This window comes from Methanothermobacter sp. (genome assembly GCF_049720995.1).
Taxonomy (GTDB): domain Archaea; phylum Methanobacteriota; class Methanobacteria; order Methanobacteriales; family Methanothermobacteraceae; genus Methanothermobacter.
The window spans coordinates 1-16,305 of the sequence record NZ_JBNASF010000008.1 but is presented as its reverse complement, the minus strand read 5'-3'; the positions used below and the strand labels follow the sequence as shown (position 1 = coordinate 16,305).

At 49.7% G+C, this 16,305-nt stretch carries 19 protein-coding genes and 1 tRNA gene; 19 read left to right on the top strand and 1 reads right to left on the bottom strand.

Going from position 1 to position 16,305, the window contains the following annotated elements; all coding sequences use genetic code 11:
• Positions 1-13 precede the first annotated feature (13 nt).
• The 19 genes from rpsD (at position 14) to ACPLJI_RS03735 (ending at position 15,346) form a co-directional block, all read left to right on the top strand.
• Entirely contained in the window at positions 14-529 is a 516-nt protein-coding gene (rpsD, locus tag ACPLJI_RS03825) for a 30S ribosomal protein S4 (protein ID WP_048174837.1), read from the top strand.
• A 17-nt stretch (positions 530-546) separates the two neighbouring features.
• Positions 547-939 carry a 30S ribosomal protein S11 gene (locus ACPLJI_RS03820; protein WP_013295344.1) on the top strand — a complete coding sequence of 131 codons (393 nt, stop codon included), beginning with the start codon at positions 547-549 and terminating at the stop codon, positions 937-939.
• 1 nt (position 940) lies between these two features.
• Entirely contained in the window at positions 941-1,735 is a 795-nt protein-coding gene (locus ACPLJI_RS03815) for a DNA-directed RNA polymerase subunit D (RefSeq protein ID WP_424731083.1), read from the top strand.
• Between the two features lie 3 nt (positions 1,736-1,738).
• The gene (locus ACPLJI_RS03810; RefSeq protein WP_048174842.1) at positions 1,739-2,104 is read left to right on the top strand and encodes a 50S ribosomal protein L18e; all 366 of its coding nucleotides are present in this window, start codon (positions 1,739-1,741) and stop codon (positions 2,102-2,104) included.
• A gap of 11 nt (positions 2,105-2,115) precedes the next feature.
• Complete coding sequence (locus ACPLJI_RS03805) at positions 2,116-2,538, top strand: 50S ribosomal protein L13 (protein WP_048174844.1); 423 nt, start codon at positions 2,116-2,118, stop codon at positions 2,536-2,538.
• Positions 2,539-2,554: 16 nt separating this feature from the next.
• Positions 2,555-2,956, top strand: a complete 402-nt coding sequence (locus ACPLJI_RS03800) for a 30S ribosomal protein S9 (RefSeq protein ID WP_048174846.1) — start codon at positions 2,555-2,557, stop codon at positions 2,954-2,956.
• Positions 2,957-3,015: 59 nt separating this feature from the next.
• Positions 3,016-3,183 carry a DNA-directed RNA polymerase subunit N gene (locus tag ACPLJI_RS03795; protein ID WP_424731082.1) on the top strand — a complete coding sequence of 56 codons (168 nt, stop codon included), beginning with the start codon at positions 3,016-3,018 and terminating at the stop codon, positions 3,181-3,183.
• Positions 3,184-3,306, top strand: a tRNA-Pro gene (locus tag ACPLJI_RS03790). It begins immediately after the preceding gene.
• 50 nt (positions 3,307-3,356) lie between these two features.
• Positions 3,357-3,536 carry a DNA-directed RNA polymerase subunit K gene (locus tag ACPLJI_RS03785; RefSeq protein WP_048174849.1) on the top strand — a complete coding sequence of 60 codons (180 nt, stop codon included), beginning with the start codon at positions 3,357-3,359 and terminating at the stop codon, positions 3,534-3,536.
• 51 nt (positions 3,537-3,587) lie between these two features.
• Positions 3,588-4,838 (top strand): phosphopyruvate hydratase, encoded by a 1,251-nt coding sequence (eno, locus tag ACPLJI_RS03780; RefSeq protein WP_048174851.1) that lies wholly within the window; start codon positions 3,588-3,590, stop codon positions 4,836-4,838.
• 24 nt (positions 4,839-4,862) lie between these two features.
• Positions 4,863-5,459 (top strand): 30S ribosomal protein S2, encoded by a 597-nt coding sequence (rpsB, locus tag ACPLJI_RS03775; RefSeq protein ID WP_048174854.1) that lies wholly within the window; start codon positions 4,863-4,865, stop codon positions 5,457-5,459.
• A 9-nt stretch (positions 5,460-5,468) separates the two neighbouring features.
• Positions 5,469-6,311: an MEMO1 family protein gene (locus ACPLJI_RS03770; RefSeq protein WP_424731081.1), complete on the top strand. Its 843-nt coding sequence runs from the start codon at positions 5,469-5,471 to the stop codon at positions 6,309-6,311.
• 10 nt (positions 6,312-6,321) lie between these two features.
• Positions 6,322-7,239 carry a mevalonate kinase gene (gene mvk, locus ACPLJI_RS03765; RefSeq protein WP_424731080.1) on the top strand — a complete coding sequence of 306 codons (918 nt, stop codon included), beginning with the start codon at positions 6,322-6,324 and terminating at the stop codon, positions 7,237-7,239.
• Between the two features lie 28 nt (positions 7,240-7,267).
• The gene (locus ACPLJI_RS03760; protein ID WP_424731079.1) at positions 7,268-8,062 is read left to right on the top strand and encodes an isopentenyl phosphate kinase; all 795 of its coding nucleotides are present in this window, start codon (positions 7,268-7,270) and stop codon (positions 8,060-8,062) included.
• Between the two features lie 71 nt (positions 8,063-8,133).
• Positions 8,134-9,180: a type 2 isopentenyl-diphosphate Delta-isomerase gene (gene fni / locus ACPLJI_RS03755; protein ID WP_424731078.1), complete on the top strand. Its 1,047-nt coding sequence runs from the start codon at positions 8,134-8,136 to the stop codon at positions 9,178-9,180.
• Positions 9,181-9,184: 4 nt separating this feature from the next.
• On the top strand, positions 9,185-10,537 hold the full coding sequence (locus ACPLJI_RS03750; protein ID WP_300479425.1) for an RNase J family beta-CASP ribonuclease: 1,353 nt from the start codon (positions 9,185-9,187) through the stop codon (positions 10,535-10,537).
• Positions 10,534-11,511 carry a short chain isoprenyl diphosphate synthase IdsA gene (gene idsA, locus ACPLJI_RS03745; protein ID WP_424731077.1) on the top strand — a complete coding sequence of 326 codons (978 nt, stop codon included), beginning with the start codon at positions 10,534-10,536 and terminating at the stop codon, positions 11,509-11,511. Before ACPLJI_RS03750 ends, idsA begins: the two co-directional genes overlap by 4 nt.
• 3 nt (positions 11,512-11,514) lie before the next feature.
• A complete protein-coding gene (gltX, locus tag ACPLJI_RS03740) occupies positions 11,515-13,173 on the top strand; it encodes a glutamate--tRNA ligase (RefSeq protein WP_424731076.1) in 1,659 nt (552 codons plus the stop codon).
• 937 nt (positions 13,174-14,110) lie between these two features.
• The gene (locus ACPLJI_RS03735) at positions 14,111-15,346 is read left to right on the top strand and encodes an LL-diaminopimelate aminotransferase (RefSeq protein WP_424731109.1); all 1,236 of its coding nucleotides are present in this window, start codon (positions 14,111-14,113) and stop codon (positions 15,344-15,346) included.
• Between the two features lie 145 nt (positions 15,347-15,491).
• Here the strand turns inward: ACPLJI_RS03735 and ACPLJI_RS03730 are convergent, their stop codons facing one another.
• Positions 15,492-15,974, bottom strand: a complete 483-nt coding sequence (locus ACPLJI_RS03730; RefSeq protein ID WP_424731108.1) for a zinc dependent phospholipase C family protein — start codon at positions 15,972-15,974, stop codon at positions 15,492-15,494.
• Positions 15,975-16,305 lie beyond the last annotated feature (331 nt).

Genomic DNA, 16,305 nt, shown 5'->3' with positions numbered 1-16,305 from the left:
AGGAGAGGTTAAAATGGGACACCCACGTAAGGCAAGAAAAAAATATGATACTCCACCTCACCCATGGAACGCTGAAAGAATAAAGGAAGAAAACAGGCTTGTGGCAAAGTACGGCCTCAAGAACAAGAAGGAAGTCTGGAAAGCAGAAACAATGGTGAGGAGATACAGGAGGGATGCAAGGTACCTCCTTGGTATATCCGGTGAACACACAAAGAAGGAGAGGGAACAGCTCCTGGGACACCTTGTGAGGACAGGAATACTCAATGAGGGCGCAAACCTTGAGGACGTCCTTGACCTCACAGTGGAAGACGTGCTCAGGAGGAGACTCCAGACACTGGTTCACAAGAGGGGACTCGCAAGGACGGTGAACGAGGCCAGACAGATGGTGGTTCACGGCCACATAGCCCTCGACGGCAGGAAAATCGACGCCCCGGGATACATAGTCAAAAGGGGAGAAGAGGACAAAATAGGATTCTACCCATCATCCCCAATGAAAAAACAGATCGAAGCAGCCCAGGACGCTGAATAAATTCAGGGAGAGATAAAATGGCTGAAAAGGAAAAATGGGGAATTGCAAATATTTACTCATCATTCAACAACACAATAATCACCATTACAGACATAACCGGTGCGGAGACCATCACCCAGTGGTCCGGTGGTAAGGTTGTGAGGGCTGACCGTCAGGAGTCATCACCATTCGCTGCAATGGAGGCTGCAACAAGGGCGGCTGATGATGCAAAGGAGAAGGGTATCGTCGGCCTGCACATCAAGGTGAGGGCTCCAGGTGGAAACGGCCCAAGAACACCGGGACCTGGTGCACAGGCAGCCATAAGGGCCCTTGCAAGGGCAGGAATGAAGATAGGCAAAATTGAGGATGTAACTCCCATACCTCATGATGGCACAGGAAGACCTGGAGGTAAGAGGGGAAGAAGGGTCTAAAATGGATATTGCTCTTAAGGAAAAAACTGATACCGAAATGGTCTTTGTGGTCACTGGCGTAACCGTTCCCTTCATAAACGCCATAAGGAGGATCTGCATGATGGAGGTCCCCAAACTGGCAATTGAGTACGTTAACATGTACAGGAACGACGCCAGGATGTTTGATGAGGTGCTCGCCCACAGGCTTGGACTGGTACCCCTCAAAGCTGACCCTGAATTCATTGAGGGCCTGAAAATGCCTGAGGAGTGTGGCTGTGATGAATACTGCTCTGAATGCAGTGTATCTTTCACACTCAAAAAGAAGGGTCCCGGCGTAATCTACTCCAGGGATCTTCTATCAGAGACACCTGCAGTCAAACCTGTATATTCTGATATACCCCTTGTGAAGCTGGGGGATGAGGATGAGCTTGAACTGGAGGCTGTTGCACAGCTCGGTGTGGGAAGGGATCATGCCAAGTGGGAGCCTACAACAGCATGTGCATACAAGTACTATCCAATGATAACATTCACAGAGGAATGCGATGAGTGCCTTGAATGTGTGGATGCATGTCCAAGGGGAGTTCTTGGAGGGGAATCAGGGAAACCCCAGGTACTTGATGTTGAAAACTGTTCAATGTGCAAGAGCTGTGTGAGGGCATGTGATAAAGGGGCCCTAATTGTGGGATATGAGGAAGGCAAGTTCATATTCAGGATAGAGACCGACGGATCAGTTGACCCTAAGGATGTCCTTCTTAGGGCATGTGACATCCTCAGAGACAAGGCAGAAAGGGTAATAACATTTTGTGAAGGAGGCTAAGCCATGGCTAGGAAGATTACCAAGACAAATCCCAATCTCATAAAACTCATACGCAACCTCAGAAAGAAATCATCCCAGGAGGGCGCGGCGATCTGGAAGGACGTTGCAAGGAGGCTCGAAAGACCCACAAGGAACAGGGCCGCGGTTAACATTTCCAAGATAAACAGGTACACAGATGAAAATGAAACGGTCATCGTACCTGGAAAGGTCCTTGGAAGCGGGAGACTTGACCACAAGGTTCAGGTTGTCGCCCTATCATTTTCACAGACAGCCAGGGATAAGATAGAGGGCGCTGGTGGAGAGTGCCTGACACTCGGAAAGATCGTTGAAGAAAATCCAGCCATAAAGAACATCAGGATAATAGAATAAAGGTGTTGCTCATGATCATCAATGGAGAAGGACATATCCTTGGAAGACTGGCAAGCGTGGTCAGCCAGAAACTCCTGGAAGGGGAGGAAGTGGTTGTCCTCAATGCTGAGAAAATTATAATCACAGGCTCAAAGCAGTGGGCATACAGCAAGTACAAGCAGAGGATTGACAGGGCCAGCATATCAAACCCCCGCCGAATGGGTCCAAAGTACCCGAGAAGACCCGACGACATATTCAGAAGAACCGTGAGGGGAATGCTCCCCTACAGGAAATCAAAGGGCAGAGAGGCCTTCAAGGGCCTGAAAGCATATGTTGGTGTTCCAAGGGAATTCAAGGACGAAGAAATGGTTGAAATACCTGAGGCCAGAGCAGGTAACATAAAGAAGGGAATGGAGCTTGGAGAGATTTCAGAACTTCTGGGCGCTAAATTCTAACTTAGGGAGTGTAATCATGAGGAAGGTTATTCACACAAGCGGCAAAAGGAAAACCGCCATTGCAAGGGGAACCATCAGTGAAGGTAAGGGTAGAGTGAGGATCAATAAGGTGCCTGTGGAACTCTACACCCCTGAACTTGCAAGGCTCAAGATCATGGAACCACTGCAGCTGGCCGGTGATGTTGTTAATGATGTGGACATAAACATCAGGGTCGTTGGAGGCGGAATCGTAGGTCAGGCAGAGGCTGCAAGGATGGTCATAGCCAGGGGCCTTGTGGAATGGACAGGAGACATGGACCTCAAGGAGAAGTTTGTGAGGTACGACAGGACAATGCTTGTAGGGGACCCCAGGCGTTCAGAGCCCAAGAAGTACGGTGGACGCGGCGCCCGTGCAAGGAGACAGAAGAGTTACAGGTAGATCAAGCGATAACTTTATATATTTTTATTTTATAAAATTAAAGAGTAGAATGATTCAGTATGATTCCAGTAAGATGTTTAAGCTGCGGAAAACCTGTATCAGCCTATTTCAATGAGTATCAGAAAAGAGTGGCTGATGGAGAGGACCCAAAGGCTGTCCTTGATGACCTGGGTCTTAAGAGGTACTGCTGCAGACGAATGTTAATTTCACATGTTGAGACATGGTAGGGGACCGTAGGGTAGCTTGGTCCATCCTCCCAGCCATTGAAGAAGTTTCAGTACTTTTCAACTGGAACGGGGATGGTCAGCACCGGAACGCTGGAGACCCGAGTTCAAATCTCGGCGGTCCCATCAAAACAATCCAAGAACCTCTATTTTAAGTTTTTCTTGGAGGCAATGGAATGGCGTCAAAAAAACTCACACGTTTTGAAAGGGCTAGGTTGATAGGTGCCAGGGCACTCCAGATATCAATGGGTGCAAGGCCCCAGGTTGAGATTCAGGAGTCACTGGACCCTGTTGATATAGCCAGGAAGGAACTTGAAAAGAAGGTAATGCCACTGGATGTTAGAAGAGACAAATAAACTCTAATAAACCACTATTTTTCCATGTAGAGTTTATTGTGAGGTGTTTTTGTGGAAAGTATAATTGAAGATGTTAGAGTAAGAAAAATTCTTGATAGCAGGGGAAACCCCACGGTTGAGGTTGATGTTATAACCTGGAACGGCTTTGGAAGGGCAGCGGCCCCCAGCGGTGCAAGCACAGGTTCCAGGGAGGTCAAAGCATTCCCATCAGGTGGGGTTGATGAGATCATAACAGAGGTTGAGGATATAATCTCATCAGAACTCATAGGAATGGATGCCGTTGACCTGCAGGACATAGACCTGGTTTTAAAGGAGATTGACGGAACAGAGAACCTCTCATCACTTGGAGGAAACACTGTAGTGGCCGTCTCAATGGCAACTGCCAGGGCGGCTGCTTCATCATACAACATGCCCCTCTACAGGTTCCTTGGCGGTAACCTTGCAACTACCATACCATACCCCCTGGGCAACATGATAAACGGGGGAGCCCATGCCGGAGAGAACGCTCCTGACATACAGGAGTTCCTTGTGGTTCCTGTGGGTGCGGAGGATATAACAGAAGCGGTATTTGCAAATGCAGCCGTCCATAAGAAGATAAGGGAACTCATACAGAAAAAGGACCCCTCATTCACAGGTGGTAAGGGTGATGAGGGAGGATGGGTGCCAAGCCTCTCAAACCATGATGCCCTGGAGATACAGGTAACAGCCTGTGAGGAGGTAACAGATGAACTTGGCGTTGAGGTAAGGCCGTCACTGGACCTTGCAGCAAGTGAATTCTGGGACCCTGAACTTGAAAGGTACGTCTACAAACAGGAGAAGGTCCAGAAGGACACCGGTGAACAGATAGAGTTTGTCAGGGAGATCATTGAGACCTACGACATGTACTATGTTGAGGACCCCTTCCATGAGGGCGACTTTGAGGGCTTTGCTGAACTCACCTCACTTGTGGGGAACCGCTGCATAATCTGTGGTGACGACATCTTCGTAACCAACAGGGAGATACTCAGAGAGGGCATAGAGATGGGTGCCGCCAATGGTATAATAATCAAACCAAACCAGATAGGTACACTCACAGACACCTACCTGACAGTCAAACTTGCCCGTGAGAACCGTTACACCCCGGTGGTCTCCCACAGGTCAGGTGAGACAACGGACGATACAATAGCCCACCTTGCAGTGGCTTTCGGGGCACCGCTCATCAAGACAGGTGCCATAGGCGGCGAGAGGATAGCCAAACTGAATGAACTCATACGCATACAGGAAGAGATTCCTTATTCAACCATGGCGGAACTGCCATTTTAACATCAAACTTACTGAGGTGATATATTGTCAGAACTACTGATACCACTAGACAAATACCTTGCAGCAGGACTGCATATTGGAACACAGCAGAAAACAGCTGATATGGAGAAATACATCTACCGTGTAAGATCAGATGGGCTCTACGTCCTTGATATAAGGAAAACAAATGACAGAATAATAGCGGCCTCAAAGTTCCTTGCAAAGTATGAGCCAGATGATATACTGGCTGTATCAACGAGGCAGTATGGACAGGAACCTGTCAGGAAATTCGGTGAGGTGACAGGTGCAAGGACAATACCCGGCAGATTCATCCCGGGCACACTGACAAACCCCAACTATGCAAAGTTCATTGAGCCACAGGTGCTGGTTGCAACCGATCCCAGGTCAGATTCACAGGCAATAGTTGAGGCCAAACAGATAGGCCTGCCTGTTGTGGCACTCTGCGACACAGAAAACCTGCTTGGAAATGTTGATATCGCAATACCCGTCAACAACAAGGGCCGTAAAGCCATAGCCCTTGTTTACTGGCTCCTGGCAAGGCAGCTGCTCAGGGAGAAGGGTGTGCTCAAGGAGGATGAGGACCTGGATATACCTCCCACTGAATTTGAACTGAAAATTTAGAGTGGTTCTATGATAAGAAGACCTGCAGTGGCGGGAGCTTTCTATGAGCGGAACCCTGAAGCCCTCAGAAGGCGAATTGAGTGGTGCTTCAACCATGAACTGGGGCCGGGCGGTCTGCCGGTCAGGGGTTCCGCCAGGGACATAAAGGGGGTGATCGCCCCCCACGCAGGTTACATGTACTCAGGACCTGTGGCAGCCCACGCCTACCATGAGATGGTATCAGATGGTATACCTGAAACATTCGTGATAATCTGCCCCAACCACACAGGCATGGGTTCAGGTGTCTCACTGATGCAGAGGGGAGCATGGGAAACACCCCTTGGGGTCGTGGACATTGACAGTGAACTTGCAGAGGCCATTGTAGGGGAATCAGGTATCATTGATATTGATGGGACCGCCCACATTGGAGAGCACAGCTGTGAGGTCCATGTGCCATTCATCCAGTACTTCACAGATAAATTCAGGATAGTCCCCATCACCATGTGGATGCAGGATCAGGAGACGGCCACAGACGTTGGACATGCAGTGGCGGCAGCGATTGAGAGGACAGAAAGGGATGCGGTGGTCATTGCAAGCACTGACTTCACCCACTACAGTCCCGCTGACGTTGCAGAATCCATTGACAGCAGGATAATTGAGAGGATAACCGAAATGGATGATACAGGTATGTACGGTGTTATCACGGAACTCAATGCAACCATGTGTGGTTATGGGCCAGTGGCAGCCAGCATCACAGCATCCAGGATGCTCGGTGCCATTGAGTGCAGGCTCCTGAAGTATGCCACAAGTGGTGATATAACAGGGGACCAGAGTTCAGTTGTGGGTTATGCCTCCCTTGTCCTGAGAGGCTGAGGGTGAAACTTTGAAGTCACGGGCATCAGCACCTGCCAAGGCCATTCTTTTTGGTGAACATGCCGTTGTATACGGGAAACCGGCGATTGCGGCTGCAATAGATAGGAGGGTGACTGTAACCCTGAGGGATTCATCTGAAAACAGGGTTACAATACCATCCCTTGGAGTTGATTTCAGGTCCGAATCCAGCCCCAGAGGGGGTATTCTTGACTACGTTGGGAGAACCCTCAAACTCTACCATGACGGTTCACCACTCAGTATCCAGATCGAAATGGAGATACCGGTGGGGTCAGGTCTTGGTTCATCAGCGGCACTCACAGTTGCACTCATAGGGGCCCTTGATGGATACCATGGAAGGGAATCAGAACCTGAGGATACCGCGGCAAGGGCCCACAGGGTTGAACTTGATGTTCAGGGAGCCGCAAGCCCCCTTGACACCACAGTGAGCACATATGGCGGGATGGTGTACCTTGACAGTCAGAGGAATGTGGAAAAATTTGATGCACGGCTTCATGATCTTGTAATAGCGCACCTGGACCATTCAGGTGACACTGCAGAGATGGTTGCAGGCGTCGCAGAGCTCCGCAGCAGATTCCCTGATGTAATGGATGGAATCATGGATGCGGTTGAGATGATAACCATGAGGGCGTACAGGGCACTTCTGAGTAACAGCCCCAAACCCATAGGGGACCTCATGAACATAAACCAGGGGCTTCTTGACGCCATGGGAGTGTCCACAGGGGAACTTTCAATGATGGTCTATGAGGCCAGGAGTGCAGGTGCAGCCGGATCCAAGATCACAGGTGCCGGTGGAGGCGGGAGCATAATAGCATACTGCCCTGGCTGCGCAGAAGATGTTGCTGAGGTCCTTAACAGAAACTGGAATGCAATGAAGGCAAGGTTTTCAGAAGAGGGCCTGATCCGGTAAAACTCTTATCACTTAAAGGGGCATCCTGATGATAATTCTCAAAGTAGGTGGAAGTGTAATTACCAGAAAGGACTCTGAGGAACCTGTGATAGATGCAGAAAACCTTCAGAGGATAGCCTCAGAGATTGCAGACGCTTCACCATCATCACTCATGATAATACATGGGGCCGGATCATTCGGCCACCCATTCGCAGGAAAATACGGTATAGGATCTGAAATAAAGGATGAGGAGGAATTTAGAAAGAGGAGATTTGGATCGGCACTCACACAGAACTGGGTCAGGAAACTCAACACACACATCTGTGATGCGCTCCTTGATGAGGGAATACCAGCGGTCTCAATGCCCCCATCAGCGTTCATGAGGGCACAAAATGGTCGCATAATGGATGCTGATCTTTCAATGATAAAATCCTACCTTGATGAGGGGATGGTCCCTGTAAGTTACGGTGACGTGGTCCTTGACTTAAACACCAGTGTGAGGTTCTCTGTGGTATCCGGGGACCAGCTCATAAACCACTTCTCCATAAGGTTAAGGCCAGAGAGGGTCATACTGGGAACAGATGTGGACGGAGTTTACACCAGAAACCCAAAGAAACACGGGGATGCAAGGCTTCTTGATGTTATAGGGTCCCTTGATGACCTCGAATCTCTTGATGGGACATTAAACACCGACGTTACAGGCGGAATGGTTGGTAAGGTGAGGGAACTCCTCGTTCTCGCAGATAGGGGTATAGAATCAGAGATAATAAATGCAGGGGTACCTGGAAATGTCCTGAGGGCCCTCCGTGGAGAGGCTGTGAGGGGCACAAGGATCAGAAGATAGATAATCTGTATCACGATCATAACCTGATTAGTTCAGGATTATCAATTAAGGGAAATTTGAAGGGCGTTAAAATGATTTCAGATAGAAAACTGGAGCATTTAATCCTGTGCACAAGCTGTGACGTGGAGTACAGGAAGAGGACAGGCTTCGAGGAAATTGAAATAGTTCACAGGGCAATACCTGAGATAAACAGGGAAAAGATAGATATAGGCCTGAATTTCCTGGGTAAGGAACTTTCATCACCCATAATGATAAGTGCAATTACAGGCGGTCACCCGGCGGCCCTCAAAATAAACAGGGAACTTGCAAGGGCCGCAGAGGAACTTGGAATTGCACTTGGACTTGGAAGCCAGAGGGCGGGTGTTGAGCACCCAGAGGTTGAGGAGACCTACGCCATAGCAAGGAGGGAGGCACCATCAGCGATGCTCGTGGGGAACATTGGAAGCTCCCACCTTGAATATGCGGAAAGGGCAGTTGAGATGATAGATGCGGATGCACTCGCAGTGCACCTAAACCCCCTCCAGGAATCAATACAGCCCGGGGGCGACGTGGACTCAACAGGGGCCCTTGAATCAATATCATCAATGGTGAAGTCCATGGATGTGCCTGTGATGGTCAAGGAGACAGGCGCGGGTATATCCTCAGAGGACGCCATAAGACTGGAATCATGTGGGGTGGCAGCCATAGACGTTGCAGGTGCAGGCGGCACCAGCTGGGCCGCAGTTGAAACCTACCGTGCAGACGACAGATACATGGGAGAGCTATTCTGGGACTGGGGAATACCCACCGCTGCAAGTACCGTGGAGGTTGCAGAGTCAGTAAACGTGCCTGTGATTGCATCAGGGGGTATAAGAAGCGGACTTGACGCTGCAAAGGCCATAGCCCTCGGCGCAACAATGGCTGGAATAGCACTTCCGGTACTTGAAGCTGCAGGCCAGGGCTACAGGGCCGTTGTAAAGGTAATTGAAAGGTTCAACGAGGCACTTAAAACCGCCATGTACCTTGCAGGTGCAGAAACACTTGACGATCTCAGAAATTCACAGGTCATAATAATGGGCCGAACTAGAGAATGGCTAAATGAAAGGGGCTTTGAAACCATAAAATACGCCAGGAGGTAATAATTTGAGCGTAGAAGTAATAGCAATCGGCGGATACGAGGAAGTAGGTAAGAACATGTCCGCCGTTAAGGTGGGGGATGATGTTGTAATATTTGACATGGGGATTCACCTTGACAGGGTTCACATACATGAGGACACGGACATTGCAAGGATGCACAGTCTGGACCTCATAGAAAGGGGTGTCATACCTGATGATACACTCATGAAGGACGTTGATGGAAAGGTCAGGGCAATAGTGTTCACACACGGCCACCTTGACCACATAGGGGCAGTTGCAAAGCTGGCCCACCGGTACCAGGCCCCCATAATAGCAACACCCTACACAATAGCACTCATAGAGAGGACGATAAAGGCTGAGCGGAAGTTCAATGTCCTCAACACACTCCAGGTCCTCAATGCAGGGGAGAAGTGCCAGATATCCCCGGGGATAACACTGGAGTTCATACAGTCAACCCACAGCATACCACAGTCAGTTATAGCGGCACTCCACACACCGGAGGGTATAATAGTCTATGCACTTGACTTCAAATTCGATGACCACCAGAAGATATCACCACCACCAGACTACCACCGACTCAGGGAGCTTGGAAGGAAGGGCGTCCTTGCAATGATAGTTGAAACAACCAGGGCCAATGAGAAACAGGAGGTCAAGACACACTCAGAGAAGGTTGCAAGGATAGTCCTTGAGGATATAATGAAGAACCCCCTTGAGGAGAGGAACGGGATGATAGTGACCACCTTCTCCTCCCACATGGAGCGTATACAGGCCATAAGTGACATAGCATCAGAGAGTGACAGGCAGATGCTGCTCCTTGGAAGGTCAATGGAGAGATACTGTGGACTCGCAGAGGCCATGGGCATACTCAAACTGCCGGAGAATGCCAGCATATACGGGAGTCCAAAGGCTGTTAACAGGGCCCTTGCACGTGCAGAGGCAAAGCGTGAGGATTACCTCCTCATCACAACGGGTCACCAGGGTGAACCCGATGCGCTGCTACCAAGGATAGCCAATGCAAAGACCCAGTTCAGGATAAAGAGGGGTGACAATGTGGTGATATCAGCCCCTGTCATACCCAACCCCATGAACGTTGCAAACAGGAACCTCATGGAGAGGCGACTGGCATCAAGCGGTGCAAGGATCTATACAAATGCACACGTATCCGGGCATGCAGGGAGGGAGGACCACAGGGACTTTATAAGGATGCTCAACCCCATGCACATAATACCCGCCCACGGCGACCTCAGCATGCTATCGGCCTACGCTGAGATAGCAGAGGAGGAGGGCTACAAGCTGGGTAACGACATACACATCTTGAGGAATGGACAGGCACAGGTATTTAATGGAGGTATCCGATGACAGAAGTATTAGATATTCTCAGAAAGTACTCTGAAGTGGCCGATAAGAGGATAATGGAGTGTATCAGTGACATAACACCTGATACACTCCTTAAGGCATCAGAACACCTCATAACAGCAGGCGGTAAGAAGATAAGACCTTCACTGGCACTACTGAGCTGTGAGGCCGTAGGTGGATACCCTGAGGACGCTGCAGGGGTGGCTGCGGCCATAGAACTGATCCACACATTCTCACTCATCCACGACGATATAATGGATGATGATGAGATGAGGAGGGGGGAACCATCGGTCCATGTCATCTGGGGTGAACCCATGGCCATACTTGCAGGGGACGTCCTCTTCTCCAAGGCCTTCGAGGCTGTAATCAGGAACGGGGACTCAGAAAGGGTAAAGGATGCCCTTGCAGTCGTGGTTGACTCATGCGTTAAGATATGTGAGGGCCAGGCCCTTGACATGGGCTTTGAGGAGAGGCTGGACGTCACAGAGGATGAGTACATGGAGATGATATACAAGAAGACAGCAGCCCTCATAGCAGCAGCAACAAAGGCAGGTGCCATAATGGGGGGAGCATCAGAGAGAGAGGTTGAGGCCCTGGAGGACTACGGCAAATTCATAGGTCTCGCATTTCAGATACACGACGACTACCTGGATGTGGTAAGCGATGAGGAATCCCTGGGCAAACCAGTGGGCAGTGACATAGCAGAGGGCAAGATGACCCTCATGGTTGTAAGGGCCCTTGAAGAGGCATCAGGGAATGATAGGGAGAGACTCATATCAATCCTCAGATCAGGTGATGAGGGCCGTGCTGCTGAGGCCATAGAGATCTTTGAACGCTACGGTGCAACCCAGTATGCCCATGAGGTGGCCCTTGACTATGTGAGGATGGCCAAGGAGCGCCTTGAGATACTTGAAGACTCAGATGCAAGGGATGCACTCATGAGGATAGCTGACTTCGTACTTGAAAGGGAACACTAGGTGATGATGGTGGAGGACCTCGTCTACCGCTACGCGCTAATGAATGCGGTTAAGCACAGGGGAAAGGCAAACCCGGGCGCCGTCATGGGGGCAGTTATGAGCAACGAACCCGAACTCAGAAAGAGGGCCCCCGAGGTTAAGGAAGCTGTTCAGGCTGCTGTTGAGAAGGTTAACAGTTTAACACCTGGAGAACAGCAGAGTGAAATGGAGAGGCTGGGCCTTGAAATAAGGGAGAGGAAGCAGAGGAAGAAACAGGGACTCAGGGACCTCCCGGAGGTTAAGGGCGAGGTTGTACTGAGGTTCGCCCCCAACCCCAGCGGCCCACTCCACATAGGCCATGCCAGGGCAGCCATCCTCAACCACGAATACGCCAGGAGGTATGAGGGCAGGTTAATACTCAGAATCGAGGACACCGACCCCCGAAGGGTTGACCCGGAGGCCTACGATATGATCCCCTCTGACCTGGAGTGGCTTGGTGTTGAATGGGATGAGACCGTCATCCAGAGCGACCGGATGGATATCTACTATGAGTACACAGAGAGGCTCATAGAGAGGGGCGGGGCATACGTATGCACCTGCACGCCGGAGGCATTCAGAGAACTCAAAAATGAGGGAGAAGCCTGTCACTGCCGTGAACTGGGTGTCAGGGAGAACCTCCAGCGCTGGAGGGAGATGTTTGAGATGCCAGAGGGTTCAGCGGTTGTCAGGGTTAAGACAGACCTCCAGCACCCAAACCCTGCCATAAGGGACTGGGTTTCAATGAGGATAGTGGAGGCTGAGCACCCCCGTACAGGCACACAATACAGGGTGTACCCAATGATGAACTTCTCGGTTGCGGTTGACGACCACCTCCTCGGGGTGACCCATGTCCTCAGGGGCAAGGACCACCTTGCAAACAGCGAAAAACAGGAATACCTCTACAGGCACCTTGGCTGGGAGCCCCCTGTATTCATACACTACGGACGCCTTAAGATGGATGACATTGCACTGAGCACATCAGGGGCAAGAGAGGGGATAATCGCGGGTAAATACTCTGGCTGGGATGACCCCCGCCTTGGAACCATCAGGGCCATTGCAAGGAGGGGTATAAGGTCAGAGGCGATAAGGAAGCTCATGGTTGAGATCGGTGTCAAGATAGCAGACTCCACCATGAGCTGGAAGAAGATCTACGGCCTCAACAGGACCATCCTGGAGGAAGAAGCCCGGAGGTACTTCTTTGCGGCAGACCCTGTCAGGCTTGAAATAGGGGGCCTGCCAGGACCCATAAGGGTTAAAAGACCCCTGCACCCTGACAGACCCGAACTGGGTAACCGCATCCTTGAGCTGAAGGGAGACGTTTACCTCCCCGGCGGGGACCTCAGGGAGGGTCCTCTGAGGTTAATAGATGCTGTTAATGTGATCTACTCTGATGGTGAACTCAGATACCACAGTGAGGGTATCGAGGAGGCAAGGGAGCTGGGTGCAGCCATGATACACTGGGTTCCAGCCGAATCAGCCCTCAGGGCAGTGGTTGTGATGCCTGACGCCTCGGAGGTGGAGGGTGTCATTGAGGGGGACGCCTCGGAACTTGAAGTTGACGATGTGGTGCAGCTTGAAAGATTTGGCTTTGCCAGGGTGGATTCATCAGGGGAGAGACTGGTATTCTATTATGCCCATAAATGAAACCTTTTTTAACCCTCTTTTTTCTGAGAGGCCTTCAGTGGGCAAATAAACGGTAGACCTTACCGGAAGGTCACACATAAAATCTGATTTAATAAGATGAACTGGTTTAACTACCATGAAATCTTTGGGTTCACAGTTAAGTTTTTGAGGGTTAAGGGATGAAAGGCTGGAACTTGCCAGGAAATTTTCAGAGTCACTGAATTATCCTGAAATAGAGAAAATAATCCTTTCCGGGTCTTGCCCGGGGAAAAGGATAGGGAGGGCTCTGATATGGACATAATCATGATCTCCACAAAAAAGGATAAGGTCATAAGTAAGGCGCGCGATATACTCCTCGGCACAGGTGTCCATATCTCAGTTAGGTCATTTCACCTGATGAATACAGGCTTCTGGGGGACACCCATTTCATCTCCATAATAATGAAAGAGGGTGTAGTGCTTGGGTGATGAGGAAATTTTAATGGAAAGGGCAGTCAGGAAACTTGAGGCTCCAGAACAGTATGCGAACATGGATTCCATGGAGATGCAGTAAGCAGGGCCTACTACGCCATGTTCTTTCAGCAGGAGCACTGCTATCACAGAAGAAACATTTACCCGAAGACTCACAGGGGATTTTGGACTCAAATTCGTAAAGAACCGAGAATTCCAGAAGGAAATATTTGACATACTTCTAAGGCATATGAAGATAGGGAAGAGGCTGATTATGGCATCCTTTCAGAAATAGATCAGAAAGAAGCAATTATTATAATCAAAGAGCATTGAAGTTCGTGGAGGAATGTAAAACCTTCAGATAAATATCTGAGACCTTATTGCTGATGGCATTCAGCCCCCTTTAACAGAATTACAACTGTTTAATACAGCAATTTTTATTAACTCCTGTGGACTACATGATAATATCATTCTTCTTCAGTACCTGAAATTAGTTTCTGAGAGGTTAGATCATGGTGACAGTAAACGAAAACTACCTGCTACTTAAAAGCAGTTACATATTCTCTGAGATAAACAGGAAAGTGGAGGACTTCCAGAGGAAAAACCCCGATGCCGATGTGATAAGGATGGGTATAGGGGATGTTACAAGGCCCCTCCCATCTGCAGTGGTGGATGCCTTCCACAAAGCCGTTGATGAGATGGCACAGGAGGAAACCTTCAGGGGATATGGACCTGAACAGGGCTACCCATTCCTCAGGGAGGCCATAGCAGAAAACGATTACACTTCAAGGGGTGTTGAGGTTTCACCCGATGAGATATTCATAAGTGATGGTGCAAAGTGTGACACAGGAAACATCCAGGAGATCTTTGGACAGGACAATGTGGTGGCGGTAACAGACCCGGTCTACCCTGTATACGTTGAGAGCAACGTAATGGCAGGAAGAGCCGGCCCCGCAGATGAGACTGGAAGGTACAGTGGTCTGGTATACATTCCATGCACAGAGGAGAACGGATTCATACCTCCCATCCCCGAGGAGAAGGTTGACCTCATATACCTGTGCTACCCCAACAACCCCACAGGAACAGCTCTCACAGAGAAGCAACTCGCAGAGTGGGTTGACTATGCCAGGGAGAATGGCAGCATAATACTCTTCGATGCAGCATACGAGGCCTACATACAGGAGGATGGAATACCCCACAGCATCTATGAGGTGGATGGTGCAAGGGAGGTTGCAGTTGAGTTCAGGAGCTTCTCAAAGAACGCCGGTTTCACAGGTACAAGGTGTGCCTTCACTGTGGTGCCAGAGGAACTGGAGGTCCCCGACAGTCAGGGAAGGATGCACCCCCTGAAGGATCTCTGGAACAGGCGCCAGACAACAAAATTCAATGGGGTCTCCTACCCTGTGCAGAGGGCCGCCGAAGCCGTCTACACACCTGAGGGTCAGAGGGAGATAAGGGAATCAATAGACTACTACATGGAGAATGCCAGGATAATAAGGGAGAGCCTTGAAAGTGCCGGTCTGAGGTACTATGGTGGTGTCAACGCACCATACATCTGGATAAAGACCCCTGAGGGCATGGATTCATGGCAGTTCTTTGACATGCTCCTAAACGAGGCAGAGGTTGTTGGAACACCGGGGTCTGGCTTTGGACCGAGCGGTGAGGGATACTTCAGGCTAACAGCATTCAACTCCCTTAAAAATACTGTGAGGGCAATGGAGAGGATTTCTGAACTCAGCTTCTAGGCGGGTTCTGAAAATATAAATTATTTTTTTTGATTATCTGCCTTAAATGAGGGATTGATCAGTCTCTAGAGTTCTGAAAATATAAATTATTTTTTTTGATGGAGGATTTCTGGGTTCATCTTCCAAAAAAATATAAATTGGGGTTTTAATTCATGGCAAGGTTTATGGCCCTGTAGGCTACGCTGGTGCCCATATTGAGGTCCCTCTGAACTATTGAGCTGCTTTTGGTTTTTGTCCACCGTGACCAGTCGCTCCTTCCATTGAGGTAGCCCCGCTGCATGAGGCTGTAGAGGTCCCCTGAGACGTAGCCTATGCTGGGTGCAAGGTACGTGGCCTGTTTTTCGTAGCTGTTGTGGAGCGTGGATGACTCTCCACTTACACAGTGAGGAGCTGAAAATGTGTCTGTGATGTAGTGGCTTGCAACACCAAAGCAGTAACTGGCATACCTGTAATTCCTGTTTCTGTAGGCGCTTCTACCCCTGTCAAGCCATTTTTTAGCCTCTGTAAAGCTTCTGGGAAAGCTGTGTCTCACGGTATCATGGAACTTTTCGTCAGGGTCATTGGATCCGTCGATCATGGCGTTAATGTTGATCTTTGATTTCTTGGAGGATGGGAGCTTCTTGTAGATGGCCTCAGCGGTGTCCTAGTGGGTGATGGTCTTCCATGCATAGGAGCAGGGCATCAGCAGGAGGACGAGAACGAGAATTAATGACACACCCCTCTTCATTTTAAAACCTCTAGGATACATTTTAAAACCTCTAGGATATATATGAGGGATGCACATATATAAATTTTTCCTTAACAGGGTGTGATGGTATAAAAAAAAAAATAAAAAATGGGGGTTTTACTTTCCTGCTCCACCCCTGAGGAATCCAAAGGCCACAAGACCAGCGGCCACAAGGACACCCACGATACCATAGACGTACCATGACCCATCACTGCCAGAAGTTGAGGTTGCA